The organism is Hyphococcus lacteus, assembly GCF_041058985.1.
GTDB lineage: Bacteria > Pseudomonadota > Alphaproteobacteria > Caulobacterales > Parvularculaceae > Hyphococcus > Hyphococcus lacteus.
This window is the reverse complement of the sequence record NZ_JBEHZE010000001.1, coordinates 289,501-314,716: the sequence shown is the minus strand read 5'-3', so window position 1 is coordinate 314,716 and position 25,216 is coordinate 289,501. Positions and strand designations below refer to the sequence as shown.

The following is a 25,216-nucleotide window of genomic DNA, read 5'->3' as shown; positions in this document are numbered from 1 at the left end:
TATTTGTAAAAATGAGAATCGATGCGTGAGAATGTGGAGGGAAGCTATGGTCAGAACGGGTGAATGTTTTTTCCGTTCGCGGTCATTTTCAGAAACTCACTCTCGGTAACGATGCGGATTGAATGCCCTTCACTGATTAGATGTTCAGCCTTCTTGTGCTTTGTACTTTTTTGTCCTGCAGGGATATGAGCTTCATTGTACTTGCCGACACATAATACTTCTGTGGTGGCCGTCACATTTGGGGCGATTTCATATCCGGCTTTTTCGACCAGACATAAAAGGGATTCCCGGTCTACGGAGAGTGTCCCGGTAAAAGTAATTGTCTTACCGGGCGGCGATTTAGGATTGCGATCTTTAGTCGGTGATTCTTTTTTCTTTTTGATTTTATGTTCCGCTTGAGAAAGCAGGGTTTCAATGCTTTTCCCGGTTTTGACGCTCGCGGCTACAACGATATGACCGGCGGCCTTGGCATCCTCCAGGGCGTCGTGGTGAGAAAACTTATAACCAATTTCTCTGCTCGCATTCGCAAGCCCGAATCCGAATCGTGAAAATTTCTTCCACGAACGCCTCACGACAATTGAAGAATCATACCAGCGACAATCAATGATTGGGACGCCAAACTTTTTGCATGCCCCATCAATAGCTAGACGATCAAAATGTGCGTGGGTTACGACTGGCATCCCTGATAAACGGGCACGCAGTTGATTGGAAATTTGTTTGAACGTTGGGGCCTTGGCAATATCTTTTTTCGCTATCCCATGAATTTTTGTATGGCGATTTCCGAACCAAGATTGCGGATTTACATAGGTAATCCAACCCTCGACAAAATGTCCGCCTACAAATTTGGCGATACCTATTTGACAGATTGACGTCAGATCCGAATTCGATGTTTCTATGTCAAGTGCAACGAAGTCCACACTATTCTCCCTTACAGTGCGCTCTATGGGTTTCCTAGTGTAAACTCCAATTGACTTATCTTTTTATGAACTCTTGGAGTAAAATATAAGCAAAGGTCGTTCGGCGATGGTAAATAATACAATAATCAGAACAGGTGAATGTTTTTGCGGTGGTGTGAAATACAAAATCGACGGGGATGTTTACGGTGCGCGGCAATGTCATTGTTCACGCTGTCGCAAAGCCTTTAGCGCGCAAGCCAATTCCTATGCTCGTGTGGATGCGGATCAATTTTCATGGGTGGCCGGCGAAGGTTTGTTGGTGACCTATCCGGCGGGCGGCACTACGGGTAAGCAATTCTGTGGGCGGTGTGGTTCAAACCTTTGCGGCATTGTCGAAGGGCGGGTGCATGGTGTTACGCTGGGTTGCCTTAATGATGGTGCGGGCATCGACATTAAAGCGCATATTTTTGTGGGTTCAAAAGCGCCGTGGGAGGTCGTGCCCGAAAACGCTCCGCATTATGACGAGTTTCCAGAAGACCTGTCCTTACTTGATGCGCGATGAGGTTACGCGCAGGGGGGAGGGCAGTAAAAGGTCATATCTCCTGCAAATAGATTTCGACCGAGCCGGGTGATCCGGTGCATTCATACGCCAATAGAGTTCATCCGCACAGAATTTTGTTACGCATTTGCGGCGTAAGGGCCGAGGGGCGTTGCTGATTCGGGCGTTTGCCCTGCGGAGGTCGTTTTTCTTCCACTCAAATGCGCCAGTTGCCGCGCTTCCGCCTGTGTATATGTATAAAGTATAGGGCCGGCTGTGGATCGCGGGAAAAATCGACACATTTTCCCCTCCAACCCCATTGCAACCAAGGGCCGAAAGCGCTATCTCGCCGCTTCCTCTTGTCGGGCGCGCGTCGTCTGGCGGTGATGGGGCGTCGCCAAGTGGTAAGGCATCGGTTTTTGGTATCGACATTCCCAGGTTCGAATCCTGGCGCCCCAGCCATCACAAATTTATACCTAAAATAAAACGACTCAGACGTGTTTTTCCGCATGTTGTTTTGTTGTGCGTAACTTTGGGGGAAACATCTGTGCTTATTTTTTGGTATGCGCACAAATTCCAAAAAAAATGGCATTCGTATACAATTGATGCGATTCAATGATTGCAAGCTCCCCAGAGTGTTGTTACAAACTAACGGGGTGTGAGGTGGTGCGCGAGTTTCGTGCGCCGAGTGGTATAGGGTGTATTAAATCTTGCGACTTTACTTGCAGGACAAAACGAATAGTCCAGCGGTGTTACCCTTTGGGGAAAAACGCCGTTGCAATTCGTTGGCAAATATATCAATGCTTGTATTCCTTAGAGGGAAGCAGGGGACAATCTAGGGTGATGAGTGTTTACCAACAGATTTCCGAAACGCGGCAACGTGTTTCAAAACGGCGCAGTGACGCGCCATTGGTCCGCGGCAATGGTGCCGTTTCAATTAGCCGCAATATTCCGGTAGGTGAGGCAATTATGAAGAGAACAGCGATTTTGGGTTCAGCGGCAATGGTGCTGGCGGCCTTGAGCGCACCAGCCGAGGCTCAGTTCCGCCCCGCGCTGCAAGAAAGTGAAGCGACAGCGCGTGACACTGCTACGTCACAACAGCGCATTGACCAGTTAGACGATCAAACGGCGTCGCTGCTCAATGATTATCGCGCGAATTTGAAACAGCTCGAAGCGGCGCGTCGTTATAATGCGTCTTTGACGCGCAATATCGAAGCGCAAGAGCGTCAAATTTCTCAGCTGCAAGATGATATCGTTAACGTCGAGGGTCTGCAGCGCGCTATGCAGCCATTGATGGAAGATATGGTCATGCGCTTTGGTGAGCTTGTTAGTGCTGACCTGCCATTCGAAATCGAAGATCGTTCAGCGCGTGCTGCGCGCCTCGAAGGTGTTCTTGATAACCCGGACATGTCAGCGGCGCAGCGTTACCGCTTGATCGTCGAGGCATACCAGATCGAGAATGAAAAAGGCCGTACCATCGGCGTTTCACAGTGCACGATCGGCGACGGCGATGCGGCCCTTTCTGGTGAGTGTCTGCAAATTGGCCGTATCTCTCTGATCTTTAAGACAGAAGATGATTCGACGATGCGGATTTGGGACACAGCACAGGGTGGCTGGACCGATCTTAACCGCAGCTATTTGCAGGACGTAAAATTCGCTCTGCGTATGGCGAAAGAGCAAACCGCACCTGACATCTTCTTCGCACCGGTTAAGCCACCGGTCGCGGCGCAGTAATTGGTGGCATCGGTTAAAAGGAAATATGAAGTCATGAAATTCTTCAAACTTGCATCTCTTTCCCTGATCGCCGGCGTTGCCGCGGTGAGCATGGATCTTTCAACGGGCGGAATGGCATCGGCTGACGCCCAGCAATTAACACTTGATCAGGTCCTCAGCGCGGTTCGCGCCGAGCGCCGTGAAGTCAGCGCGGAAAACAGAGAGCGTGAACAGCGCTTTTTGGCTGAACGTAATCAGCAACAGGCGCTTCTTAATCAGGTGCGCCAGCAGGTGACTGCGGCGGCTGCGGAATCCACACGCCTCGAAGGTGTAATGGAAACCAATAAAAATACGATTGCTGAACTCGATCAGGAACTCGCGTCTAAGCAGGGCGAATTCCAAGAGTTGTTTGGTGCGGCGCGTACGGCTGCTGCTGACTTGAACGCTCAGATCAAAGGTTCAATCATTTCTGCGCAGTTCCCTGGTCGTAGCCAAGCACTAACTGAGCTTGCGCAAACAGAGAAACTGCCAACTGAAGAACAGCTTCGTGATTTGTGGGAAATTATGATCCAGCAAATGGCAGAGCAGGGCAAAACAGCGACCTTCCCAGCAGACATTCGTCTCGCAAATGGTGAAGCCGCTACCGCAAACGTGACCCGCGTTGGTCCTTTCGTTGCGTTCTCTGACGGCAAGTTCCTTACGCTCGATAGCGAAACGGGAAGCCTTAAATTCCTCGCGCGTCAGCCAGCTAGTGACGTCACCGGAGCAGCTTCTAAAGTTGAAAATGCTTCTGGTGAGGGGTTTGTTCGCGCCGCGATCGACCCTGCGCTTGGTCAGCTTCTGAACCTCAGCGTTTCAGCACCGACACTTAAAGAGCGGATCGATCAAGGTCGTTTCATCGGTAAGGTGATCATCGTTGCTGCGCTTCTTGGTTCGCTCCTTGGTATCTACAAATGGGTTACACTGACAATGACGGCTGGTGCTGTTCGTGGTCAGGTTCGTCGCAAAAAAGCATCGAAATCAAACCCACTTGGCCGCGTTATGTTGGCTTACGAGAACACCAATTCGAATGATGTCGAAACGGTTGCACTCAAGCTTGATGATGCGATCCTAAAAGAGGTGCCAAAACTCGAAAGTGGCCTCAACCTCATCAAGGTTCTTGCGGCTGTTGCACCACTACTTGGCCTTCTTGGTACGGTTATCGGTATGATCAACACCTTCCAGGCGATCACGCTCTTCGGTACAGGCGATCCACAGATCATGGCGTCTGGTATCTCTGAAGCGCTTGTCACAACGGTGCTTGGTCTTGTTGCTGCGATCCCGCTTCTTCTTCTTCACGCCTTTGCGGCTGGTGCGTCTAAGCGCGTCTCGCAAATTCTAGAAGAGCAAGCCGCTGGCATCATTGCTGAACATGCGGAAGGCGGCCGGGCTTAATAGCCCGGTCCCTCCACCCGACTAGGGAAAGGGGTCTCGAGAATGCTCGAGTTACTAAATCCGGCGATCGCCTATGACGCGCTAATGGATTTCCTTGGCGCAGGCGGAAATGTCCTTCTGATCATCATGTTCGTTACATTCTTTATGTGGGCATTGATCATTGAGCGACTAATGTACTGGTCTGGTGCTCATGGCGGCGTCGCCAAGCGGGCCCAACGCGCCTGGAGCGCACGGAACGACCATAAGTCTTGGTACGCTCATGCGGTTCGGGACCGGCTGATTTCTGAAGCCGTCCAAGAAGCCTCGCGGTTCAACAATGTGATCCGCGCTTTGGTTGCGGTCACACCGCTTCTGGGTCTTCTTGGTACGGTGACGGGGATGGTCGAGGTCTTCGACGTAATGGCCGTGACTGGTTCTTCGAATGCTCGCCTCATGGCGGCGGGTATCTCCAAAGCGACGATCCCGACGATGGCCGGCTTGGTTGCGTCTCTGTCGGGGCTGATTTTCATCAACGCTTTTGATCGTAATGTTGAAAAAGCGTCTCACAAAATTTCCGATGAACTGTTGATCGAGTAGCGCAATGAGAAAAAAAGCGACACATGCGGGCGATGACGCGGAAGTAAATATCACTCCGCTTCTCGACATCGTCTTTATCCTGCTGATCTTCTTCATCGTGACGGCGACGTTCCTTCGCGAAAAAGGGATCGACATTCGGACACCGGAAGACAATCCACCGAAGATTGACGAAATTCCGCCCCCCGCATTATTGCTGGCGGTTCAGGAAGACGGCTTTGTGCGGGTAAATAATATCCGTGTGATTGATCCGGGTTCAGTGACACCAGTGGTCCAAGAATTCATCGCGCGGGAGCCTCAAGGCGTCGTTCTCGTGAGTGCCGCGCCGACATCGGAATCTGGTGTTGCGGTTCAGGTTTTGGATCAAGCGCAAAGCGGCTGTGGCGGATGCTCAGTGTCATTGGCGTTGCAAAAAGAAGTTAATTAAGTCGGATCCGCGCTTTTTGCGCAACTTCGACAAGATTTGTAGGCGGATAAAACTATGGCGAGACGTAATATATCTCAGTCCGGCGGTGGCGAAGACGAGGACGTCAATGTAACGCCTCTTCTCGATATCGTGTTCATCATGCTGATCTTCTTCATCGTGACGTCCACATTCGTGAAGGAACCAGGTGTTGAAGTAACACGTCCATTCGCAGAATCTGCGACTGAGCGTAAAGCGGCATCGATCATCGTGGCGATTTCGGACAAAGACGAGATCTGGATCAACAAAGAACAGGTCCCGCTCGAAGCCGTTAAAACAATGGTTGAACAGTTGCGTCGTGAAAATCCTAAGGGGACGGCTGTGGTTCAAGCTGATGCGAAATCAAAGACCCGACTTCTTGTCGAGGTGGTCAATCAAATTCGCTCAACTGGTCTCACTGATGTCGCCGTCTCGACGGAAGACGTTTAAGGAAAAAGATTATGGGATCGCTCGTTAGGTTGGTTCTCGGCATACCCGGTTCGATTATTGTTACTGGGGCGCTGTTCTTGTTCATGGCTGCGATGATTAAGCAGGAAGTTCGACTTCAAGAAGAGAAGTCGGCTGTGAAAATTGATATCACGGCGAAGATCGATGATACTGAATTGAATAGTGCAAACCGAGAATTCAAACGACCAACACTTGATACACCACCTCCGCCACCACCGGCGGTGAACGACCCTTCTAATCGTCCAGCACTTGATGGTGTTGCGGCTCAGATTCCTACGATTGAGGCCAATCTAAGCATCGGGTCGGGCTTCAATCCTGACCGTGATGCGCAGCCTTTGGTTCGTATCCCGCCACAATATCCAGAGCGTTGCATGAGCCGCGCGAGTGCGAGTGAAACCGTTCAGGTACAGTTTGATGTGACCCCTGACGGTCAAACAACAAATATTACCGTAGTTGATTCTACAAATAGCTGTCTCAATCGTGCTGCGATGCGTTCGGTTGAGCGTTGGAAGTATCAACCAAAGATGGTGGATAACAAAGCTGAATGGCGCCGTGGTGTTCAAACCAGTGTGACATTCGTATTGGAACAGTAATTCGGGCCGTTGGGCTGACTTTTTAGCGGCGTTCCGCCGGCTTAACGCTTGAGACTGCCCAATTAAGGGCAACAGACGGCAGGATGATAAATATGCGTGGGAACTATCGTAAGTTTTGTTTTTCGGCTGTCGCGTCGCTCACGGCTGCGCTGATGATGAGCACTGCGCCGTTGCCGGCAGCGGCGCAACAGTGCGATGCGGAAGAGGGCGGAGCTTCTAAAACACTTGATCCACGGGTCGGTGCAGAAATCCAAAAGCTCTATGAATTAATGCAAGCCGAGCAGTATGGCGAAGCATTGACGGGCTTCAATAATCTGATTGCCAATCGTGGCGATTCCATGAAGGCGTACGACAAGTCAACGGTTTATGAATTGCGCGGTAGCGTCAAAGTCAACATGGAGAACTTTGGCGGCGCGTTACAGGATTTCCAAACTGCACTTGACGCGAATGGTCTACCAGCCAATCGAAACAACCAGCTTCGCTACTTCATTGCGCAGTTGAATTTCCAAATGGAACGCTATCAGACAGCCATTACAGGGTTGAATCAGTGGATCCAAAATGCGCGTACTTGTAATGTCGAGGTCGATTCCAACGCATATTATTTGTTAGCCGCCGCGTATACTCAGATTTCTCCACCAAACTTCAGATCTGCAGTACAGCCAGCCGAAGCGGCCATTTCTGGCATGGGTGAACCGCGCAAAGGTTATTTTGATCTGCTGAACCTCGTATATTCTGAGCTTAATAATAACGCCAAGCGTACGCCTTTGCTTGAGCGTATGGTCAACCTTTGGCCGGACGAACGTAGCTATTGGACACAGCTGTCCGGGGCTTACTCCGTGATGGGCCAAGACCAAGATGCGTTTTCAGTTCTTGAGGTGGCGTATCGCGCTGGATTGGTGAAGGGTGAGAACGAACTTTTGACCCTAATCCAGTACTATTCGTTCTTCGACAATCCATATCGCGGTGCGACTTTGCTCGAACGTGAAATGAATGCGAACAACATCAAGCGGAACCAAAAGAACCTCATTCTTTTGTCTCAGCTCTGGAGCCAGGCACGCGAGCATAAAAAATCCATTCCGATCCTGCGCGAAGCAGCCGGTCAATCAAACAATGGCGAGCTTTATTATCGCCTTGGCATGGTGTTGCTTGCTGACGAGCAATACGCGGCGTCGCAAAGAGCACTCGAAAGTGCGATTAATCGCGGCGGCATGGAATCAAAAGACACTGGCGATGCGTGGCTGCTGTTGGGTACAGCGCGGTTCTCGCAAGCTGGGCCGGAAGATACTCGGATCTGGGCTCGGGCACGCGAGGCATTTGTCAATGCTCAGCGTTTCTCTAACTCTCGCCGTCGTGCCAGTGACTGGATCACTTACATTGATGCGGTTGTGACTGCCTATTGGGATGGTCGTAAGCTTGAGTATCAGCAAAACCTTGATGCGTGTAAGGATGACATCGCGCGTTTCGAACGTGATCAACGTATCCGTGACCTACAGAATCGCGAAGCTTCCGCCGAAGAAATTGAACAGCAACAGGCACGCCTGGGTGAATGTAAAGCACTTGAGGAAGCGGGCCCGCCAAGTCGGAACCGGTCGTCTGCTCCAGATGAAGAAGAGGCAGAGAGTGCCCCTGAAGAAGCAACGACTGAAGACGACGCTTCGGCAAACGAACAATAATACCAACGATAAATTGGTAAGAAAAAAGGCGCTCCCAACCGGAGCGCCTTTTTTCGTCGTTAGGTTCTGGGCGTGTACGAACCGCTCCGTACAAATTAACCCTTCATTAGTATTCGTTGCGTTCACCTAAAATCCGACCGCCATTACTTGGAACCGGGGTGGTGTGTGAGCATTCAAGATAACCCTGACGCCATCCCATCCGATACGCATCATCATTCTTAAAGGCATAGGCATCGCGGGTTTGCGAAGTCGAAAAGCTTTTGTCTTCTTCCGTACCGGTAGAGCAGCCATCGGCATAACCTGCGTGATATCCGGGGGCTTCCCGCAGTGCGTCAATGTCGCCTGTGGATACACAGGCCGTTAAACCAAGGGCCGATAGGGACAAAATGCCAACCAATTTGACCGGGTGGTGATTTGAGAGGGGGTGAAGGGCGGTACGGAAAATATGACGAATCACGGGTTTCTGGCTTCCTTGGCTACGTTTTTCGACCTTAACACCGCTAACGGGCGAGGTCTTGGAAAACCGAAGCGAAAAGTGAAATCCCCCGTTAAGGGTGTTCCGGTTACAACGGTTCGGAATGAAACAGGTGAAATCTGGAAATTATGACCGAATTTGACACCGCACCCGAAGTCGAACCCACGTCGCCAATCGACGTGGAGACAATGCTGACGCCGTTATCGGCGTCTGGGCCAACCGTCAGGGCGCTCATGGTGCGCAAACTGACAGATATTGTAGTTTTGCCCACCTCGCGTATTTCCTCGAATGAGCGAGCATTGGTTGCCGATATTCTGTTGCAAGTTCTCGACAAGGTCGAAGAGAGCTTACGGATAGAGGTGGCTCAGCGTGTAGCGCGGGTTGCTGAGTGCTCGCCCGTTTTGGTGCGTATGCTGATCCTGGACGAGCCTGCGGTCGCAGAAAATGTAATCAAAGAAGCCGATACACTACCCGAAGCGCTATTGATTGAAGCGGCGAGAGATGTGTCAGAGGCCCACAGGGTCATGATCGCTCAGCGGTTAAACCTGACGACGGCGGTCGCTGATGCGTGTCTTACCTATGACGAGATCAATGTGTGTAAGGCGCTATTAAAACGTGATGATTGTGTGTTGTCGCCAAATGCGGTGAACAAACTTGTTGCCATGAGTGCAGTCCATAAAGATCTGCAAGGTCCGCTTTTGAAACGACGAGAGCTAGAACCGGCGCATGGCTTTATCATGTTCTGGTGGATTGACGCTGAACGTCGCCGCAGGGTTTTAACCCGCTTTACGCTTGATCGGACGATCATTCAGGATGCATTAGCCGACCTTTATCCACGGGTTTTCCGGGGCGGCGATAATGACCAGATCGTCAAAGATATTCTGATTCTGGCGGAGCGTCGTCATCGCCCACGAGGCATGAATGGCGAACCAGTTTCGATGGATGTGGTCAAGCGTACTTTGGCATCGGCATGTAAATATCCGGCGGAAGAAATTATTGATGCCGTTGCAATGATCGGCGGGGTTACTCGCGTTCTCGCGGGCCGGATATTGCGTGATGCGGGCGGCGAGCCCTTTGCCGTTTTGTGTAAAAGTCTGGGTGTTCCGCGTGGGGACTTTTTCGATTTTCTGACTGACGCTGCTGATGGCGAAGCGGCTGTTGCCCATGCTGAATTAATGCTCGGTGTGTTTGATTCAATGCCCCGCGACTTTGCAAGAGCGGTCCTGCGCTATTGGGATTGGGAAACTAATCCGCGTATTGCGCATATCACACGGCTTATGGCTGCGCTTGCTGATGACCTCAGTATCTTTGATCTCGGCGAAGTAAAATCGTTCTCTTAAGTGTCGTTTAAGGGGTTTGGGATATACCCGTTTTAGCGCTGGCGGCGGTCTTGCGTATTTAGGTTGCTGCCGGCGTTTCTTTTATTCCTGTATAATTTAAACAAAATTTTCATCTCGCTTAACGCGCGGTGTTAATATGCAGTGTGCCATGAATGAAAGGGTCACAATGGTTGTGATTTTTCGGGAGGGCGCATGCTGTCATCGATGCGAGTTATCGTTTTCGCATCGCAAAAAGGTGGTTCAGGCAAGACAACATTGTCTGGGCACATTGCGGTGGAAGCGGAGCGTCAGGGCGCTGGGCCTGTTGCGTTGATCGATACCGATCCGCAAGGCTCATTGGCGAAATGGTGGAATGTTCGGAAAGATCCGGCTCCTGCCTTTATTCAATCCGTGTTTTCAAATTTGTTTTACGACCTCGACAGTGCACGTGCCGAGGGGTTTCGACTGGTGGTGATCGACACGCCGCCAGCCGTCACCCGGGCCATCTCTGAGGTCGTGAGCTTTGCTGATCTTGTGGTCGCGCCAACGCGGCCTAGCCCGCATGATCTAAGGGCTGTTGGCCCAACGGTCGATATTGCCGAGGCACGGGGAAAGCAGTTGATTTTCGTGGTCAATGGAGCAACCCCGCGCGCGCGGATCACGTCAGAGGCAGCGGTCGCGCTATCACAACACGGTACGGTCGCGCCGGTAACCTTGCATCACCGTGTGGATTTTGCGGCGTCGATGATTGATGGTCGAACTGTTATGGAGATCGACCCTTTCTGTCAGTCATCACAAGAAGTTTCCACATTGTGGAAATATCTTTATGAACGTCTTCAGCGTGCGGAAAATGGATACCGAACTGATGAACAGAGCGGTATGTCAAACCCGCATAATCGTGTCTTTGGGCGCAAGGCGGCGCAATGACAGCATACGCCCAAAATGCGTCCGCATCTGGCGGTGGCTACGCGTCTTTGACGTCCAGCTTGTTGGCACGTAAAGGCGAAGCTTTGCCCGCGGTTGATGCTGTTGCGCATGAAGGCGTCGATGTTGAAATGCGCCCGATGCAACCTCCGATGCAACCGGCGAATAGCCAGGATTCTACATCGAGCTATAGCGGCGATTCAGATCCATTAGAAAATTCAGACTATCAACAAAACTCAGTAAGACTTGTTCATTCAACGCAAGCGGCACCGATTAGCGGCGACGCACCAGACATTTGGGCATTGCCGCGCGTGCCGCGTCAACGCTCTAGCGCGGGGCGGCCCGTCGCACACAAACCAGTGACGAAAGCGGAACCGAAAAGTGGTCCTTACAGTGATCTTTTGAATCGCAAGGCATCGGTGACGCTAAAAATGCCAACGCGCGACCTTGTGCGCTTGCGGGTGGCTGCGCGTGATTTAGATATGTCATGTCAAAACATTATTCTTGAAGCGCTTGAATGTTATCTTGATGCGAACGGTGTTCCGTCGGACATGAATGATAGCGCTATCCTTCGTGAAACGGCACGAATGATAAAACGCGCCCGCGCCCGTCGCCAAAGTTAGATAGAGCGCACACGGTTTTGGCCATTGTTGTTCGCACAATTACTTTTGCACCGCACAACAAAATCAAAACAGCTTTTCCATGACAAAACCGCTGATGCGCGTTGCGTCGGCGGGGAAAACCTTTTGTTTCTTCGCTGCTTTTCGACAATCAACCCGTTGATTTCTGCGTAGATTCTGCGAAATTCGCGACGTCTCGAGTCGTTGCGGCATTTTTAGCAATCGACCTAAACTGTGCGGATATTGTAACGAGACGGTTCAAGTCTTCGGATCTGTGATTCTCGGATCCGTTTTCAATCGGGGTGCTGTTCACTTGAATGGCCTGGATGATGAGAGGTTCCTGAAAAAGGGCTGATGGGGCGTTTTATAATCCTCGTTCTGGTATTGGCGGCATTGTGGCTGCTGCTATCGGGCTATTTTGACCATCCGTTATTGCTCACATTTGGCGCAGGCTCGGTTCTGTTTGCTGCATGGCTGGCGCGTCGAGCCTCGGTGCTTGATGACGATAGTGTGCCAGCGAGCTTGTTTCCGCGTATTTTAGGCTATTGGATCTGGCTGGGTGGTGAGATTGGCAAAGCCAATTTGATGGTCATGCGTCAGGCCCTGGCTGTTGAGCCAAAGCTCTCGCCGAAACTTTTCACCGTACCAAATCCCCCGCATAGCACGGTGGGCAAGGTGACTTTTGCGAATTCAATTACGCTGACGCCCGGCACGGTTTCTGTTGATATGCGTGAAAATGAAATTCTGGTGCACGGCTTGACCGAAGAACTTTGTGATGTTGCGGCAATTACCGATATGGGTAATCGCGTGGCCCGAACCGAGGGCCGCGTCAAATGATGTTTGCCGTTGTTATTACCGCGATCGTGGCGGCGATGGTGCTGGCGCTGGTTCGCGCTTTTGCGGGGCCATCGCTCTATGACCGGATTTTGGCCGGTAATTCGTTTGGCACCAAGACTGTGTTGCTTATCGGGTTGATGGGTTTTGTGACCGGCCGCCCTGACTTCCTCGATATCGCGCTTTTATATGCGCTGATCAATTTTACGGCGACCTTGGCGATTTTGCGATTCTTCTCTTACCAAAAAGACCCCGCTGAAACCGAAGCCAAAAGGAGCGACGCATGAATATCGATTGGGCGTTGATCCTTGATATTGCATCTTGGGGCTTATTCCTCGCGGGTGGTCTGGCGATGCTTTCGGGTGCCATTGGCCTTGTGCGGTTCCCTGACTTCTATACGCGGCTTCACGCGGCGGGCGTAACGGACACTGGCGGAGCAGAGTTGATTTTGATCGGTATGTTGCTTCAGGCCCCAACATGGATTGTTGCGGTTAAGCTTATTTTTATTGGTGTTTTCCTGTTTTTGACTTCGCCCGTTGCGACCCACGCAATTGCCCATTCCGCATGGATGGTTGGCTTCAAACCATTACAAGGAAGCGCACTTCGTTATGAAGGAGACGGCGATGAGTGATCTCGGCCTTTCATCGACAGCGTTTCTCGATTTATCGTTATTGACCATGTTGGTTTTGGTCGCGATTGCCATGCTCCGTTCACGGCATTTGTTTGCGGTTGTTATGTTGTCGGGAATTTATTCGCTGTTGTCTGCGGCGTTCTTTGTGTCGCTCGATGCTGTTGATGTGGCCTTCACCGAGGCGGCTGTGGGCGCAGGGATTTCAACTGTTTTAATGCTGGCGGGGATGCTTTTGACCGCCCGTCGGGAAAAACCTAAAACGCCGGGCCGCGCGCCTGTGGCGCTTGCGGTCGTGCTGGCAGCGGGTGCGGCGCTTGTCTATGCGACGATTGATATGCCGGCCTTTGGTGACGCAAATTCGCCGGCGAATACGGCAATCGGTCAACAATATGTAGAGCAGACCCCCAATGACATTGCTGTGCCGAATATCGTGACGGCGGTTCTGGCCAGCTATCGCGGCTTTGATACACTTGGCGAAACCATGGTGATTTTCACCGCTGGTGTCGCGGTCATGTTGTTGCTGGGTGCGGGTTCCGTGCGTGGTGGCCGTCAGGTCTCCGACGTCAAGAAAGGGGAGGATGAGTAGTGGACCATCTGATCCTTCGAGTCGCGACGAAACTTCTTTTTGCGCCGATTATTTTATTCGCGCTTTATGTGCAGTTTCATGGTGATTACGGTCCCGGCGGTGGTTTTCAGGCCGGTGTAATTTTTGCGGTCGCGTTCATTCTTCATGCCTTTGTTTATGGTCTTGATGAAACCAAAAAAGTGCTGCCGCAAAGGGCACTGGTTTGGGCCATGGTTATCGGCGTTCTGTTCTATGCTGGTACGGGTGTGTGGACGATGCTGCTGGGGGCGAATCTTCTTGGCTATGACGCAATCGTGCCGGAATCGACCCACCACGCGGGGCAGCATTACGGAATTTTGTTGGTGGAGTGGGGCGTCGGCGTGACCGTTGCGTCAACCATGCTCACTATTTTCTATCAGTTCACGGGCCGTGAGCCTGACATCGATCAAGAAGATTGGTAGGCGCAGCACAAATGGATAATTGGCTCGTATTCATCTTTGAACGCTATAATTACTGGATCGTCATTACCCTGATGATGACCGGTCTTTATACAGTTTTCGCGCGCGGCAATTTGGTCAAAAAGATTGTCGGCTTGAACCTGTTTCAAACTTCCGTCTTTATTTTCTACATTACGATCGGCAAGATCACCGGCGGCACGGCTCCGATTTATATCGGTGGCGAGTTAGACCATGGTGGCGGCCACGAGGAAGCGCCAATTCACGATGCCGACACCAGCGCGCACGAAATGAGCGAAACAGCAGCCGACGGCGCGGCATCGCTCCACGCTAAAATCGACAATGCCCACGGCAATGACCTGAAAGAGGCGTTAAAAAATGCACCCCAGGACGGTGATGCGGCGGCGATCCATGCGGCCCCCAATCATCTTGATGGCGCGAAGATATCGAACGATGTTCTGTCATCTGCCGATAAGCATGCGGCTTCTGGTGGCTTCGATATCGCGACCCAACATGCGCCTGAGGCGGGCCATGGCGCGGCGGACGCGGCCCATGCCGGGACCGATGCCATTCATCACGCAACTGAAGTTATTTATTCCAACCCGTTGCCGCATGTGTTGATCCTGACGGCGATTGTGGTCGGCGTTGCAACGACGGCTGTGGGGCTTGCGCTCGCAGTTCGTATTCGTGAAGCCTACGGCACCATCGAAGAGGACGAGCTAGAAGCCATCGATGATGTTGCTGAATTTGGCGAGACCGAAGGGGTCGCGGCATGAGTTTGGTTGCCCAACTTCCCGTTTTGCCAATTATCGTGCCGCTGATCACTGCGCCGATAACATTGCTGTTGCCAAAGGGGCGTCCCGCTTGGGCATGGGCCACGCTGATTAGCTGGCTGACCTTTGCGACATGTGCGTGGCTCCTGAAAGAAGTCGCTGATGGCGGCACGATCTCCTATTTCCTCGGGGATTGGGCACCGCCATTAGGGATCGAATACCGCATCGATCTTGCCAACGCTTTGATCTTGCTTTTGGTGTCGGGTATCGCGTCGCTAACATTCCCGTTCGCTTATCGCTCTGTTCAGCTTGAGGTCGATGAGAAACAAACACCGCTCTTCTATGGTGCGTTGTTGATCTGCATGACCGGTCTGTTGGGCGTTACGATCACTGGCGATGCGTTTAACGTTTTCGTCTTCCTCGAAATTTCGTCGCTTTCGACCTATGCGCTTATCGCGATGGGTGCCCGCCGGGACCGTCGGGCGTTGACCTCGGCTTTTAATTATCTGGTGATGGGTACGATTGGCGCGACATTCTTTGTGATCGGTATTGGTCTTTTGTATCAGACCACCGGAACGCTCAATATGGCCGATCTTCATGATCGCTTGTTGGGGCAAGATAATCGGATGGTGCAGGCGGGTTTTGCCTTCATCCTTGTGGGCGTCGCGCTTAAGCTCGCAATGTTCCCGATCCATCTTTGGTTGCCCAATGCATATACTTATGCGCCGTCAGCGGTTTCGGTCTTTATTGCTGCCACATCAACCAAAGTCGCGGTTTATGTTTTGATCCGCTTCTTCTTTTCGGTGTTTAATTTCGACTTTTCATTCCTTGGGGCGGCGTTCCAATATGTGTTGTTGCCACTCGGTCTTGCGGGGATGTTTATTGCATCGTTCGTTGCGGTCTTTCAGGACGACGTCAAACGGATGTTGGCGTATTCTTCTGTTGCGCAAATTGGCTACATGCTTCTTGGTCTGTCCTTCGCCACTGTCGAAGGCGTAACCGCTACACTGGTGCATATGTTCAACCATGCACTGATGAAGGGTGCGTTGTTCATGGCCGTTGCTTGTGTAGTGCTGCGTGCGGGCTCTCATTCGATCAATGCTTTTGCGGGTCTGTCTAAGCGTATGCCGTATACGACGTGGGCATTTTTGATCAGCGGTCTGTCGTTGATCGGCGTGCCGCTCACTGTTGGCTTCGTCTCGAAGTGGTATTTGCTTCAGGCTGCGTTTTCTGCGGGCCACTGGTATGCAGGCTTTTTGATTGTGGCGAGTTCGCTGATCGCGCTCGTATATATTGGCCGGATTGCTGAAATGATGTTGTTGCGTGAACCCGCAACCGAGGGGCGCTATGTGATCCCGAAAAAGGATGCGCCTTTGTCGATGTTGGTTCCTATGTGGATTCTCGTAGCGGCGAATGTTTATTTTGGTCTGCGGACTGATCTTACCGGCGATCTCGCAACCCGCGCTGCCGAAGCGCTCATGCTCACGGCCGGAGGCGCGCCATGATTTCCCCCGGTCTTGCAATTCCGCTAACCTTGGCTTTGCCAGTTGTTGGCTGTCTGCTGATTTGGCTTTTGGATAAGCAGCCAAATTTGCGCGAAGCGGCGACCCTGATCACCGGTGGCGTTTTGCTGCTTTTGGCGATTTCGGTCTTTATGGCGGTCGGCGAGGGGCAACGCCCCGGCTATGAACTGTTTGAGGTCATCGACGGTCTGCCCATCGCATTCCAAGCTGAACCGTTGGGCGCGATGTTCGCGGTCATTGCGTCGGGTCTTTGGTTGGTCAATTCGGTCTATTCGATTGGCTATATGCGCGGCGGCAACGAGAAACATCAAACCCGTTTCTATATGTCCTTTGCGGTTGCGATCTCGGCGGCAATGGGCGTTGCGTTTGCGGCCAATTTGTTCACGTTGTTTATTTTCTATGAAGTCCTGACGCTATCGACCTTTCCGTTGGTGACACACAAAGGCGACGACAATGCGCGGCGCGGCGGTCGGATTTATCTTGGCGTCTTGATGGCGACGTCTATTGGTCTTTTGTTGCCCGCGATTGTCTGGACCTATGCGATTACTGGCACAACTGAATTTGCAGTTGGCGGTATTTTTGCGGAACATGTCGATGCTGTTGCGCCAATCGCGGGCGTGCTGCTCGGACTTTATGTCTTTGGGATTGGTAAAGCCGCTTTGATGCCGGCGCATCCATGGTTGCCAAATGCGATGGTCGCGCCGACGCCGGTATCTGCGTTCCTTCATGCGGTTGCCGTTGTTAAGGCGGGTGTGTTCTCGGTTCTCAAGATCGTTGTTTATATTTTCGGGATTGATTTTCTCGCTGATACCGGTGCGTCAATTCCGTTTATGTGGGTTGCTGCGATCTCCATTCTGCTCGCATCAGCGATTGCCATGCATAAAGACAACCTCAAAGCGCGGCTTGCCTATTCGACGGTGTCTCAGCTTTCTTATGTAACCCTCGGTGCGATGCTTGCGACCTCCATGGGGGTAATGGGCGGCGCGACCCAGATTGCGGCGCACGCGCTCGGTAAAATGACACTCTTTATGTGTGCCGGTGCGATCTATGTGGCGCATCACAAAACACTCATTTCCGAAATGCGCGGATTGGGCCGCGTGATGCCGTTTACCTTTGGGGCGTTCTTCCTTGGGGCGATGTCGATTATTGGTCTGCCGCCGTTGGCTGGCTCATGGCCGAAGTTCTTTTTGATGTTGGGTGCCGCCGATGCGGGACAGATGGCGATCATCGCGGTGCTGATAATCTCGTCGATCCTCAATGTGATTTATCTTTTGTCGATCCCGGTTCAGGCCTTTTATATGAACCCTGCCGAAGGTGACGCTAAACCCCAAGGGGCGGGCGGTGCCGGCATTCAATGGGGTGCCCTCAAAGAAGCACCGATCCTTTGTATCGCGCCGCCGCTATTCACGGCGACCGGTGCGTTGGTTCTCTTCTTCTTTGCAGACCCGCTTTATAAATTTCTCCTACCGTTGATCGGGGGGCAGTAATGGAACGGATTCTAGCTGTTGCCGGTATTTCTTTCTTTGCTGGCGCGGCCATCGTCGGAACCTTACAGTTAGTGGCCCGTGTAGCGCATGCTAAAGGGTTAAATCCGCCAAGATGGATGACTGATATTGGTACCCTTAGCGTTTCGGTTCGATTGCGTAGCGGTCTAATAATCTTAGTGACTTCATTTTTTGCTGAGCCGTTTTTATCAAATTGGCCGTTCTTCAAATGGCTGCTGGGAACAACTGAGGCTGCCCAATGACCGACCACCATAATCCCGACGAAAAGCCCGGCTGGGCGGACAACCCGACCTTTATCCGCATCTTTCTCGGTGTTTTAGTCGTGTCGAGTATTGGCGCGGCGCTCGCCGGATTTGTCGGCGCATGGAAAAACCCTCACCCACATTTTGACGTGGAAGGGCTCGGCGTATTTTTTGCTGTTTGGGGCTTTGCCGCATTCTTTTTCATCGTTCTCGCGGGCCAGCATTTGCGCAAACTCGTAGGCCGCAAAGAGGGTTATTACGATGAGCGCGAGTAGTTTTATGTCCCTGTTTGCTGACAACCCGGCAGTGATCCTCATTGTTGGTGCGTTGATGTGTCTAGCGGTTCCGCGCCACTTAGCCAGTGTGATCTTGTTGGTTGCGACAACGCTATCGGCCGTCAAACTCTATACGCTCGGGCTCGGTGAATATGGCTCGATCTCGCTGTTTGGCGAGCAACTGACGACCGTGCGGCTTGATCCGATGTCTCGTCTTTTTGCGGTAGTGTTTCATATCGCAGCGGCGCTGAACATTATCTATGCGTGGGGGCAAAAAGACCGTTCACAGAATTTCGCGACATTGGCTTATCCGGCGGCGGCGCTTGGCGGCGTTCTCGCGGGCGATTTAATCACGCTGTTTTTCTGGTGGGAGATGGCGGCGATTACATCGGTGTTTCTTGTATGGGCACCTGGTACGCGCGTTACGTATCTTTCGGGCATGCGCTATTTGGCCGTTCAAATCCTTTCGGGTGTATTGCTGCTCGCGGGCGTTGTGTTGACGTACCGCGAAACAGGCTCGCTCGCGTTTGATTTTGTCGGTTTGCGTGATGCTGATGGCGCAGTGAAGTTCTCCGCACTTGTCCTGTTTTTGGCGTTCGGAATTAAGTCTGCGTTTCCGCTTCTCCATAATTGGGTACAGGATGCCTATTCGAAATCGACCATCACGGGCGCGATCATTCTATCAATTTTCACCACCAAATTGGCGGTTTATTCGCTGGCGCGGGCATTCCCCGGCACGCCAGAGCTGATTTATATCGGCGCAGTGATGACGATCTTCCCGATCTTTTTTGCATTGATCGAAAATGATCTGCGCAAGGTTTTGACCTATTCCATCAACAACCAGGTGGGCTTTATGGTCTGCGCCATCGGGCTTGGCGCGATTAATGGCGCGGTTGGCTATGCGTTCGGAAACATCATTTTCGAAGGTCTGTTGTTTATGGCGCTAGGTACCGCGATGTATCGGACCGGAACGTCAAAAGCGACCGAGTTGGGCGGCCTTTACCGGACCATGCCAATCACCATGGGGCTTTGCATTATCGGTGCGCTATCTATTTCCGCATTCCCCGGCACGCTTGGTTTCGTCACCAAAGGTCTGATCATTGATGGTGCGGCAGGCGCGAATTTGTTCTGGATCTGGCTGACATTGCTCTTTGCATCGGCGGGCGTTCTTGAACATGCGGGGATCAAAATTCCGTATTTCACGTTTTTTGCCCATGATAGCGGCAAGCGGCCAAAAGATGCGCCGATGGGCATGATGATCGCGATGGGGATTGCGGCGGTTATGTGTATCGGTCTTGGGGTTCATCCGGACCCGCTCTATGCGCTGTTACCGGACCAAGAACAGATTGCGAGTTATCATCCCTATACGGCCTATCATATTGTTGAACAGCTACAGCTATTGTTGTGGGCTATCCTTGCATTCGCCGTGTTGGTCTTGATCAAATGGTATCCCGCTGAGGTCCCATCGACCAATCTCGATAGTGATTGGTTCTATCGGATACCGGGACGGGCATTTCTCGGATGGGTGAGTGGTGCGTCGCGCGCAACATGGAACGCCTTATGGGGGATTTTCTCCGGCAGAGTGCACGCAATAATGGCACGCATTTACTCTGTTCATGGTCCAGAGGGGCAAATGGCGCGTTCATGGCCCATCGGGTTTATGGCGCTCTGGGCCGCAGTTTTACTTGCGTTCGCGTTGATCTTGTCTTTCTTGGCCTAATCGTCAGTAAGCGTGGTTTATGGTTAATCCTTAACGAGACTTAAACCACGCTCGAAAACTTATCCTCAACTTGTATACAGCTCTTATCCTTGTCTCAATTGTTGTTGCCCAAGCGACAGCGCAAGATGGGGATGTGGGATGTCGAAGAAGACCAATCGATTTTCGCAAAGTGCCAACCGGCTCACGGCGCGCATGGCCAAAGAAATTGTTTGCGAAGCGTATGGGTTTCCGCATGCGGTTTTGATTTCGCCCGTGCGCGGTGGTGCGCTTCATGCCCGGGCGCGCCAGGTCGCCATGTATCTGGCGCATGTGGTAGGGCAGTTGACGCTTAACGAGGTGGCTGAACATTTTAACCGAGACCGATCAACCGTATCGCATGCCTGCATCAATATAGAAGACAGCCGCGATAGCCCCATCATCGATTTGCAAATTGAATATATGGAAAAGCGCTTGCGCGAGCGCCTGCGCAAGGCGGTTCAACAGGGATTGTTCAAACAAGCTTTATCGGTGGTCGAACATAAAGCGCGCGACGTTGGCGTAGAGCCGGATTTAACCTTGAGCGGCAATTGCGCGAATACGGGCGATCATCGAATGAAGGCCGTTGGAGCGCTGCGGCGTTAGATGATCCTTGAGGTCAAATGGTGCAAGTTCGGCCTCTGGGTCAATCGCGGAAATCTCATGAACTGGTTTGCCGGAATAGAGCGCGATCATCAAAGCAACCAGCCCTTTGACGATATGGGCGTCCGAATCACCTTTTAGAAACAGCCGGTCGCCCTCGCGGATCGCATGAAGCCAAACTTGGCTCGCGCAGCCTCGAACCTTGTGGGCTTCGTCGCGAAATTCATCAGGGTAGGGCGCGAGATTGCGACCAATATCAATGAGATATTTGTATCGCTCGTCCCACTCGTCGAGAAACTCAAAATCGCTGCGGATGTCTTCAAAACTTGCCATGGCGGTCACATAAGCCCTGATCCGCTGCACCGCAACCGGCCAAAAGGTCCGATTGCGGTGTGAATTTGCCAGACCAAGCGAGCGCGGATAAATTGAACCAGAAGTCAGGCGATAGTGCGCCCCAAAGGCGCTCCAAAAGCGTTGCCGTTCAAGGGGGAAATATGATCGACCAGATTACTGCAAAAGCGCTGGGTTTTGCGTTGATGTCATCAGTTGCATTGCCAGCGATGGCCCAGACCGAAACCGTACAAAATAAAGATGCAATTTTGATCTTGGACGCATCAGGATCAATGTGGGGCCAGATTGACGGCGTCAACAAAATTGTGATCGCAAAGGATGTTGTCGAAGAATTGGTGCGCGGCCTGCCCGTAGAACAACGATTGGGGCTGGTGGCCTATGGTCACCGCAAAGAGGGCGATTGCAATGATATCCAAACCATCGCCGATGTGGGGGCGAGCAGACAGGATGTTATTAGTGCCATCCGTACACTGAATCCAAAAGGAAAAACGCCACTGACAAAATCTGTCGAACATGCGGCCAATGCCCTGAACTACACCAAAAATGCGGCGAATGTTATTTTAGTTTCTGATGGCCTTGAAACGTGTAAGGCAGACCCTTGTGCGTTGGCCCGCACCCTAGAAGAAAACGGTCTTGATTTTACCGTCCATGTTATCGGTTTTGATGTTACTGTCGAAGAACGCAACGGCCTAAAATGTATTGCCGAAGAAACGGGGGGCGTATTTTTAGCGGCTGATAACGCATCGGAATTATCGGGCGCATTAGCGCAGGTCGCACAGGCCGCTCCTCCGGCTGAGGAAGTGTCGGGTGCGCCGGTGCCATCGTCATTGGCGATGAAGGCAACGATCTTGTCGGGCGGGCCACAGATTTCTTCGCAACTAACGTGGACGGTTACGCCGCAAGCGGGCGGTGATGCGGTGTTTAACGCAGAAAACACAGGCGCTTCGGAAACCGAAATTCTTCCTGGCGATTACGATGTCGATGTCGTCTGGGCCGGTTGGACCGATGGCGAGCCGAAGAAAGGCCATGCGGCGATTACGATCAAAGCCCAACAGCCAAAAGTGGTCACGATCCCAATAGATCTTGAATTACCGGTGGTCATCGAAGCCCCAGACGAAACGCCGGAGGGCGTCGCAATTCCGGTGACGTGGTCAGGCCCCGATGAGTTGAACACCGCAATTAGCGTCAACCGACTTGATGATGCGCCGCTACGGAAAATCTACTTTTTCGGTGCGGCAAGGGCGCGTGCGGCCGATGAAACCGCTGCTGACACAGACGGCGATGGCGATATAGACAATGACGACAAGGCGACAGCGCTACTTGGCGCGCCGACCATCCCCGGCGACTATGAAATTCGCTATGTGCTGAATAATCCGGCAATTATTCTGGGGCGTAAACAGATTACGGTCACCGATAGTCAGTATACGTTATCGGCACCCGCAACTGCGCCCGTCGCGACGCCGATTGAAATCGAGTGGACAGGGCCGGCAGAACCGGGTGGCGTGATAACACTCATAGAAAAAGATGCGACAGCCGCGCTTAATAACGGGAGCTATAAGCGTGTTGTCCATGGTGAGCCGGTGACGCTGACGACGCCGTCGGTTCCGGGCGATTATGAAATTCGCTATGTCATGTCTGGCGGATATACCACCTATCCGGGGATGGAACGCTCTGTCCAGACGGTCATTCCGATCAAGGTTACGGACGTTACGGCGACTGTTTCGGGACCTACAGCGGCAGTGGGGGGATCAACTATCGACGTTGCATGGACTGGCCCCGCTGACGGCTGGGCAGATGACATGATCTCGATTGTTGAACCGGGGGCGGAGAAGTTTAACCGCTATAGCGTCGCCAAATTGGCGACACGTGCGGGTGAAGTTGTTAATCCCGTCGCTATCCGGGTGCCAGCAATAGATGGCGAATATGAAATCGTTTACGGCATTCAGCCCGGCCCGCGTATTATCGCGCGGCAACCGATGACCATCACGCGCGCGAACGCCACAGTAGATGCGCCAGACACCGTAAAAGCCGGCACGGAGTTTACCGTGAAATATTCTGGTGATGCTTTTGGCGGGGATCGCGTGGTGATTGCGCCCGCCGATGCGCCGGATTCAAAGATGTGGGGATACACCGTGCGCTATGGTTTTGACGCCGTCGAAGGCGAGACCGAAGGCCGCGTCACGGCCTATCCCATCACGGCAGGGCCGGGGGAATATGAAGCCCGGTATGTAACCGGACTTCAACATCAGGTTCTCGCGCGCGATAAATTCACGGTGGTTGAGTAGGAATTTTCCGTGCGGGAGCAGGGTTTACTTTGCTGCGATTTGTCGGCGGTAATCCTCTACAGGAAGCCCGCCGACACCCCAGTCTTCCATTTCAACTTCGTTGATCACAACAAAAGTTGTTGCTGGCGATTTGTCGAGAACTTCGGCCAATAGGTTGGTGACGCCTTTGATCAATTCGGCTTTTTGGGCAGGCGTGGTGCCACCTTCGCGAGTGATTTTGATGTTTACATAAGGCATTTATTCGTCCTTTAGGTCGTAATGAAAAACTTTGGCGATGATTTGCCAACCATTTTGGGTGCGGATTAATGAAAGGAAATCGGTAAAATGTTTTCCCATCATCGTACATTTTAGTGTTGCAACTGCGGTGTCGTCGCCAGCGATGCTGATATTGCTAATGCTGTAATCGTAGGTGTCACCTGCATTTGCCGGCGGTATTCGGGTTTTGATGAGCGCCATGTAATCCGGCATATCGTAACAAAGGTGTTCGCCGCCGCTGGTGGTGTGATAATGCGCGTCGGGATGAAAAACGGTCTCTAATAATTGTGTGTCACATTGATAGAGACCGTCATAGTAGTTTTTCAGGACGCGCAGAATTGCGTCATAATGAATGCTCACTAGGCCGCGTTTTCCAACAGACCTTCAGCGGCCAATGCTTTTTGAACGGCCGGGCGTGATGCTATACGACCAGCAAATGCAGCAACATTAGGCCATTGATTGAGATTAAACCCAATATGGTTTGCCCAATTCGACACGACGAATAAATAGGAATCGGCGACGGTGAATGTGTCGCCGACAAGAAATTCGCGGCCATCGGATAATTCATTTTCGAAATAGTCGAAACGACGGAATAGATTTTGTTGAGCGGCGTCTTTTTCTGACCCCGTAATGTCCGGGTTCGCAAAGAACGGGCGGAATGCGGCGTGAAGTTCTGATCCGGTAAAGGTGAGGTACTGATTAACGCGCGCGCGCTCAACAGTGCCGACGGGGGGCACAAGTTTGGCGCTAGGGTTGTTGTCCGCAATATGCTGAAGGATCGCAGGGCCTTCGAGCAAAATAGTGTCAGCATCTAGCGCGAGGGCGGGCACATATCCGTTGGGATTGATGGTTTTATAATCCTGTCCGGTCTCGGTTCTGCCAGCTTTGGTGTCGACTTTTTCAATGGTAAAATCGGCACCCACTTCGTTTAGCGCAATATGGGATGCCAGCGAGCATGCGCCGGGTAGGTAATATAGTTTCATGGTTATTCTCCGTGCTGAGTTGTGTTTCGGGGATGTAATGAACTATTCGCACAAAGTAACTTTTGTAAACTTCATATATTCGTGATATTAAGGAATGAAGTTTCCGAAGGGTAACCAGGTATCCGCCATGCCACTTAAGATGCGCAAAAATCATAGCCCGCCCGCGCCTAATGATTGCCCGCTGGCCGAATGTCTTTCGATCATCGGCGGGGCGTGGACGCCGAACATTCTGTGGAAGCTGGAGGCCGGCGCGCGGCGCTTTTCTGAATTGCGGGCGGATATTCCGGAAATTTCGGCAAAAATGCTGACCACGCGGTTGAAAGAGTTGGAAGCGAAGGGCGTGATATTCCGGGAAGTTTTGCCTACATCGCCGCCTTCGGTTGAATATTCGCTGACCCCGGATGGCCGTGAATTACTCCCGGCGATTGAGGCCATCGCAGCGGTCGGCCACAAGCTAAAACAGCGAAATCGGAAACCTGCGAATGAGTGAAACTCAAGGCGGACGTAGCGATTAACCCGTCGGTACTATCCTT

General features: G+C 52.1%; 31 protein-coding genes and 1 tRNA gene. 26 read left to right on the top strand and 6 right to left on the bottom strand.

Going from position 1 to position 25,216, the window contains the following annotated elements:
• Nucleotides 1–50 precede the first annotated feature (50 nt).
• Nucleotides 51–917, bottom strand: a complete 867-nt coding sequence (locus tag ABFZ84_RS01490) for an exonuclease domain-containing protein (protein WP_369312056.1) — start codon at nucleotides 915–917, stop codon at nucleotides 51–53.
• Nucleotides 918–1,023: 106 nt separating this feature from the next.
• On the opposite strand from ABFZ84_RS01490, the gene ABFZ84_RS01485 reads away from it, so the two are divergent.
• The 9 genes from ABFZ84_RS01485 (at nucleotide 1,024) to ABFZ84_RS01445 (ending at nucleotide 8,330) form a co-directional block, all read left to right on the top strand.
• Entirely contained in the window at nucleotides 1,024–1,458 is a 435-nt protein-coding gene (locus ABFZ84_RS01485; RefSeq protein WP_369312054.1) for a GFA family protein, read from the top strand.
• A 363-nt stretch (nucleotides 1,459–1,821) separates the two neighbouring features.
• Nucleotides 1,822–1,896, top strand: a tRNA-Gln gene (locus ABFZ84_RS01480).
• 381 nt (nucleotides 1,897–2,277) lie between these two features.
• The gene (locus ABFZ84_RS01475; protein ID WP_369312052.1) at nucleotides 2,278–3,168 is read left to right on the top strand and encodes a DUF3450 domain-containing protein; all 891 of its coding nucleotides are present in this window, start codon (nucleotides 2,278–2,280) and stop codon (nucleotides 3,166–3,168) included.
• A gap of 33 nt (nucleotides 3,169–3,201) precedes the next feature.
• Nucleotides 3,202–4,581: a MotA/TolQ/ExbB proton channel family protein gene (locus tag ABFZ84_RS01470; RefSeq protein WP_369312050.1), complete on the top strand. Its 1,380-nt coding sequence runs from the start codon at nucleotides 3,202–3,204 to the stop codon at nucleotides 4,579–4,581.
• A gap of 42 nt (nucleotides 4,582–4,623) precedes the next feature.
• The gene (locus ABFZ84_RS01465) at nucleotides 4,624–5,157 is read left to right on the top strand and encodes a MotA/TolQ/ExbB proton channel family protein (RefSeq protein WP_369312048.1); all 534 of its coding nucleotides are present in this window, start codon (nucleotides 4,624–4,626) and stop codon (nucleotides 5,155–5,157) included.
• A gap of 4 nt (nucleotides 5,158–5,161) precedes the next feature.
• Nucleotides 5,162–5,581: an ExbD/TolR family protein gene (locus tag ABFZ84_RS01460; protein ID WP_369312046.1), complete on the top strand. Its 420-nt coding sequence runs from the start codon at nucleotides 5,162–5,164 to the stop codon at nucleotides 5,579–5,581.
• 54 nt (nucleotides 5,582–5,635) lie between these two features.
• Entirely contained in the window at nucleotides 5,636–6,046 is a 411-nt protein-coding gene (locus ABFZ84_RS01455) for an ExbD/TolR family protein (RefSeq protein ID WP_369312044.1), read from the top strand.
• An 11-nt stretch (nucleotides 6,047–6,057) separates the two neighbouring features.
• Entirely contained in the window at nucleotides 6,058–6,657 is a 600-nt protein-coding gene (locus tag ABFZ84_RS01450; RefSeq protein WP_369312042.1) for an energy transducer TonB, read from the top strand.
• A 92-nt stretch (nucleotides 6,658–6,749) separates the two neighbouring features.
• Nucleotides 6,750–8,330, top strand: a complete 1,581-nt coding sequence (locus tag ABFZ84_RS01445) for a hypothetical protein (RefSeq protein ID WP_369312040.1) — start codon at nucleotides 6,750–6,752, stop codon at nucleotides 8,328–8,330.
• 106 nt (nucleotides 8,331–8,436) lie between these two features.
• Here the strand turns inward: ABFZ84_RS01445 and ABFZ84_RS01440 are convergent, their stop codons facing one another.
• Nucleotides 8,437–8,787 carry a hypothetical protein gene (locus ABFZ84_RS01440; RefSeq protein WP_369312038.1) on the bottom strand — a complete coding sequence of 117 codons (351 nt, stop codon included), beginning with the start codon at nucleotides 8,785–8,787 and terminating at the stop codon, nucleotides 8,437–8,439.
• A gap of 146 nt (nucleotides 8,788–8,933) precedes the next feature.
• Here ABFZ84_RS01440 and ABFZ84_RS01435 point away from each other — a divergent pair, with 146 nt between their 5' ends.
• The 15 genes from ABFZ84_RS01435 to ABFZ84_RS01360 all read left to right on the top strand — a co-directional run bounded on the left by ABFZ84_RS01435 (nucleotide 8,934) and on the right by ABFZ84_RS01360 (nucleotide 20,812).
• Complete coding sequence (locus ABFZ84_RS01435; protein WP_369312036.1) at nucleotides 8,934–10,145, top strand: DUF2336 domain-containing protein; 1,212 nt, start codon at nucleotides 8,934–8,936, stop codon at nucleotides 10,143–10,145.
• Nucleotides 10,146–10,349: 204 nt separating this feature from the next.
• Nucleotides 10,350–11,051: an AAA family ATPase gene (locus ABFZ84_RS01430; protein ID WP_369314530.1), complete on the top strand. Its 702-nt coding sequence runs from the start codon at nucleotides 10,350–10,352 to the stop codon at nucleotides 11,049–11,051.
• Nucleotides 11,048–11,671 carry a hypothetical protein gene (locus ABFZ84_RS01425; protein ID WP_369312034.1) on the top strand — a complete coding sequence of 208 codons (624 nt, stop codon included), beginning with the start codon at nucleotides 11,048–11,050 and terminating at the stop codon, nucleotides 11,669–11,671. The genes ABFZ84_RS01430 and ABFZ84_RS01425 overlap by 4 nt, the downstream gene beginning before the upstream one ends.
• 351 nt (nucleotides 11,672–12,022) lie before the next feature.
• Nucleotides 12,023–12,505 carry a Na+/H+ antiporter subunit E gene (locus ABFZ84_RS01420; protein ID WP_369312032.1) on the top strand — a complete coding sequence of 161 codons (483 nt, stop codon included), beginning with the start codon at nucleotides 12,023–12,025 and terminating at the stop codon, nucleotides 12,503–12,505.
• On the top strand, nucleotides 12,505–12,789 hold the full coding sequence (locus tag ABFZ84_RS01415; protein WP_407067098.1) for a monovalent cation/H+ antiporter complex subunit F: 285 nt from the start codon (nucleotides 12,505–12,507) through the stop codon (nucleotides 12,787–12,789). Before ABFZ84_RS01420 ends, ABFZ84_RS01415 begins: the two co-directional genes overlap by 1 nt.
• Complete coding sequence (gene mnhG, locus ABFZ84_RS01410; RefSeq protein ID WP_369312028.1) at nucleotides 12,786–13,133, top strand: monovalent cation/H(+) antiporter subunit G; 348 nt, start codon at nucleotides 12,786–12,788, stop codon at nucleotides 13,131–13,133. Before ABFZ84_RS01415 ends, mnhG begins: the two co-directional genes overlap by 4 nt.
• Nucleotides 13,126–13,719, top strand: coding sequence for a DUF4040 domain-containing protein (locus ABFZ84_RS01405; RefSeq protein WP_369312026.1), 594 nt, complete (start codon nucleotides 13,126–13,128; stop codon nucleotides 13,717–13,719). The genes mnhG and ABFZ84_RS01405 overlap by 8 nt, the downstream gene beginning before the upstream one ends.
• Nucleotides 13,719–14,159, top strand: a complete 441-nt coding sequence (locus ABFZ84_RS01400) for a Na(+)/H(+) antiporter subunit B (RefSeq protein ID WP_369312024.1) — start codon at nucleotides 13,719–13,721, stop codon at nucleotides 14,157–14,159. Before ABFZ84_RS01405 ends, ABFZ84_RS01400 begins: the two co-directional genes overlap by 1 nt.
• A gap of 11 nt (nucleotides 14,160–14,170) precedes the next feature.
• Complete coding sequence (locus tag ABFZ84_RS14755) at nucleotides 14,171–14,929, top strand: sodium:proton antiporter (protein WP_407067068.1); 759 nt, start codon at nucleotides 14,171–14,173, stop codon at nucleotides 14,927–14,929.
• Nucleotides 14,926–16,431 (top strand): monovalent cation/H+ antiporter subunit D family protein, encoded by a 1,506-nt coding sequence (locus tag ABFZ84_RS01385; protein WP_369312022.1) that lies wholly within the window; start codon nucleotides 14,926–14,928, stop codon nucleotides 16,429–16,431. Before ABFZ84_RS14755 ends, ABFZ84_RS01385 begins: the two co-directional genes overlap by 4 nt.
• Nucleotides 16,428–17,936: a monovalent cation/H+ antiporter subunit D family protein gene (locus ABFZ84_RS01380; RefSeq protein WP_369312020.1), complete on the top strand. Its 1,509-nt coding sequence runs from the start codon at nucleotides 16,428–16,430 to the stop codon at nucleotides 17,934–17,936. Before ABFZ84_RS01385 ends, ABFZ84_RS01380 begins: the two co-directional genes overlap by 4 nt.
• The gene (locus ABFZ84_RS01375) at nucleotides 17,936–18,196 is read left to right on the top strand and encodes a hypothetical protein (protein WP_369312018.1); all 261 of its coding nucleotides are present in this window, start codon (nucleotides 17,936–17,938) and stop codon (nucleotides 18,194–18,196) included. Before ABFZ84_RS01380 ends, ABFZ84_RS01375 begins: the two co-directional genes overlap by 1 nt.
• Entirely contained in the window at nucleotides 18,193–18,471 is a 279-nt protein-coding gene (locus ABFZ84_RS01370) for a hypothetical protein (protein WP_369312016.1), read from the top strand. The genes ABFZ84_RS01375 and ABFZ84_RS01370 overlap by 4 nt, the downstream gene beginning before the upstream one ends.
• Complete coding sequence (locus ABFZ84_RS01365) at nucleotides 18,458–20,191, top strand: Na(+)/H(+) antiporter subunit D (RefSeq protein WP_369312014.1); 1,734 nt, start codon at nucleotides 18,458–18,460, stop codon at nucleotides 20,189–20,191. Before ABFZ84_RS01370 ends, ABFZ84_RS01365 begins: the two co-directional genes overlap by 14 nt.
• Nucleotides 20,192–20,329: 138 nt before the next feature.
• Entirely contained in the window at nucleotides 20,330–20,812 is a 483-nt protein-coding gene (locus ABFZ84_RS01360) for a helix-turn-helix domain-containing protein (RefSeq protein ID WP_369312012.1), read from the top strand.
• On the opposite strand, the gene ABFZ84_RS01355 is transcribed toward ABFZ84_RS01360, so the two are convergent.
• Nucleotides 20,741–21,142 (bottom strand): SufE family protein, encoded by a 402-nt coding sequence (locus ABFZ84_RS01355; RefSeq protein WP_369314529.1) that lies wholly within the window; start codon nucleotides 21,140–21,142, stop codon nucleotides 20,741–20,743. The genes ABFZ84_RS01360 and ABFZ84_RS01355 overlap by 72 nt on opposite strands.
• A gap of 161 nt (nucleotides 21,143–21,303) precedes the next feature.
• Between ABFZ84_RS01355 and ABFZ84_RS01350 the strand changes: the two genes are divergently transcribed.
• Nucleotides 21,304–23,445, top strand: a complete 2,142-nt coding sequence (locus ABFZ84_RS01350) for a vWA domain-containing protein (RefSeq protein ID WP_369312010.1) — start codon at nucleotides 21,304–21,306, stop codon at nucleotides 23,443–23,445.
• 24 nt (nucleotides 23,446–23,469) lie between these two features.
• Here the strand turns inward: ABFZ84_RS01350 and ABFZ84_RS01345 are convergent, their stop codons facing one another.
• From ABFZ84_RS01345 to gstA, 3 genes are read right to left on the bottom strand one after another with little or no spacing between them, the layout of a single operon-like run.
• Complete coding sequence (locus tag ABFZ84_RS01345) at nucleotides 23,470–23,682, bottom strand: tautomerase family protein (RefSeq protein WP_369312008.1); 213 nt, start codon at nucleotides 23,680–23,682, stop codon at nucleotides 23,470–23,472.
• Entirely contained in the window at nucleotides 23,683–24,060 is a 378-nt protein-coding gene (locus ABFZ84_RS01340; protein ID WP_369312006.1) for a nuclear transport factor 2 family protein, read from the bottom strand.
• Nucleotides 24,060–24,683, bottom strand: a complete 624-nt coding sequence (gene gstA / locus ABFZ84_RS01335; protein WP_369312004.1) for a glutathione transferase GstA — start codon at nucleotides 24,681–24,683, stop codon at nucleotides 24,060–24,062. The genes ABFZ84_RS01340 and gstA overlap by 1 nt, the downstream gene beginning before the upstream one ends.
• Nucleotides 24,684–24,810: 127 nt before the next feature.
• Here gstA and ABFZ84_RS01330 point away from each other — a divergent pair, with 127 nt between their 5' ends.
• The gene (locus ABFZ84_RS01330; RefSeq protein WP_369312002.1) at nucleotides 24,811–25,173 is read left to right on the top strand and encodes a winged helix-turn-helix transcriptional regulator; all 363 of its coding nucleotides are present in this window, start codon (nucleotides 24,811–24,813) and stop codon (nucleotides 25,171–25,173) included.
• Nucleotides 25,174–25,216 lie beyond the last annotated feature (43 nt).

Bases quoted from the DNA above. Each gene is read 5' to 3' on its own strand.
- ABFZ84_RS01485 (WP_369312054.1), top strand. From the start codon at position 1,024: ATGGTAAATAATACAATAATCAGAACAGGTGAATGTTTTTGCGGTGGT.
- ABFZ84_RS01475 (WP_369312052.1), top strand. From the start codon at position 2,278: ATGAGTGTTTACCAACAGATTTCCGAAACGCGGCAACGTGTTTCAAAA.
- ABFZ84_RS01470 (WP_369312050.1), top strand. From the start codon at position 3,202: ATGAAATTCTTCAAACTTGCATCTCTTTCCCTGATCGCCGGCGTTGCC.
- ABFZ84_RS01465 (WP_369312048.1), top strand. From the start codon at position 4,624: ATGCTCGAGTTACTAAATCCGGCGATCGCCTATGACGCGCTAATGGAT.
- ABFZ84_RS01460 (WP_369312046.1), top strand. From the start codon at position 5,162: ATGAGAAAAAAAGCGACACATGCGGGCGATGACGCGGAAGTAAATATC.
- ABFZ84_RS01455 (WP_369312044.1), top strand. From the start codon at position 5,636: ATGGCGAGACGTAATATATCTCAGTCCGGCGGTGGCGAAGACGAGGAC.
- ABFZ84_RS01450 (WP_369312042.1), top strand. From the start codon at position 6,058: ATGGGATCGCTCGTTAGGTTGGTTCTCGGCATACCCGGTTCGATTATT.
- ABFZ84_RS01445 (WP_369312040.1), top strand. From the start codon at position 6,750: ATGCGTGGGAACTATCGTAAGTTTTGTTTTTCGGCTGTCGCGTCGCTC.
- ABFZ84_RS01435 (WP_369312036.1), top strand. From the start codon at position 8,934: ATGACCGAATTTGACACCGCACCCGAAGTCGAACCCACGTCGCCAATC.
- ABFZ84_RS01430 (WP_369314530.1), top strand. From the start codon at position 10,350: ATGCGAGTTATCGTTTTCGCATCGCAAAAAGGTGGTTCAGGCAAGACA.
- ABFZ84_RS01425 (WP_369312034.1), top strand. From the start codon at position 11,048: ATGACAGCATACGCCCAAAATGCGTCCGCATCTGGCGGTGGCTACGCG.
- ABFZ84_RS01420 (WP_369312032.1), top strand. From the start codon at position 12,023: ATGGGGCGTTTTATAATCCTCGTTCTGGTATTGGCGGCATTGTGGCTG.
- ABFZ84_RS01415 (WP_407067098.1), top strand. From the start codon at position 12,505: ATGTTTGCCGTTGTTATTACCGCGATCGTGGCGGCGATGGTGCTGGCG.
- mnhG (WP_369312028.1), top strand. From the start codon at position 12,786: ATGAATATCGATTGGGCGTTGATCCTTGATATTGCATCTTGGGGCTTA.
- ABFZ84_RS01405 (WP_369312026.1), top strand. From the start codon at position 13,126: ATGAGTGATCTCGGCCTTTCATCGACAGCGTTTCTCGATTTATCGTTA.
- ABFZ84_RS14755 (WP_407067068.1), top strand. From the start codon at position 14,171: ATGGATAATTGGCTCGTATTCATCTTTGAACGCTATAATTACTGGATC.
- ABFZ84_RS01385 (WP_369312022.1), top strand. From the start codon at position 14,926: ATGAGTTTGGTTGCCCAACTTCCCGTTTTGCCAATTATCGTGCCGCTG.
- ABFZ84_RS01380 (WP_369312020.1), top strand. From the start codon at position 16,428: ATGATTTCCCCCGGTCTTGCAATTCCGCTAACCTTGGCTTTGCCAGTT.
- ABFZ84_RS01375 (WP_369312018.1), top strand. From the start codon at position 17,936: ATGGAACGGATTCTAGCTGTTGCCGGTATTTCTTTCTTTGCTGGCGCG.
- ABFZ84_RS01370 (WP_369312016.1), top strand. From the start codon at position 18,193: ATGACCGACCACCATAATCCCGACGAAAAGCCCGGCTGGGCGGACAAC.
- ABFZ84_RS01365 (WP_369312014.1), top strand. From the start codon at position 18,458: ATGAGCGCGAGTAGTTTTATGTCCCTGTTTGCTGACAACCCGGCAGTG.
- ABFZ84_RS01360 (WP_369312012.1), top strand. From the start codon at position 20,330: ATGTCGAAGAAGACCAATCGATTTTCGCAAAGTGCCAACCGGCTCACG.
- ABFZ84_RS01355 (WP_369314529.1), bottom strand. From the start codon at position 21,142: ATGGCAAGTTTTGAAGACATCCGCAGCGATTTTGAGTTTCTCGACGAG.
- ABFZ84_RS01350 (WP_369312010.1), top strand. From the start codon at position 21,304: ATGATCGACCAGATTACTGCAAAAGCGCTGGGTTTTGCGTTGATGTCA.
- ABFZ84_RS01345 (WP_369312008.1), bottom strand. From the start codon at position 23,682: ATGCCTTATGTAAACATCAAAATCACTCGCGAAGGTGGCACCACGCCT.
- gstA (WP_369312004.1), bottom strand. From the start codon at position 24,683: ATGAAACTATATTACCTACCCGGCGCATGCTCGCTGGCATCCCATATT.
- ABFZ84_RS01330 (WP_369312002.1), top strand. From the start codon at position 24,811: ATGCCACTTAAGATGCGCAAAAATCATAGCCCGCCCGCGCCTAATGAT.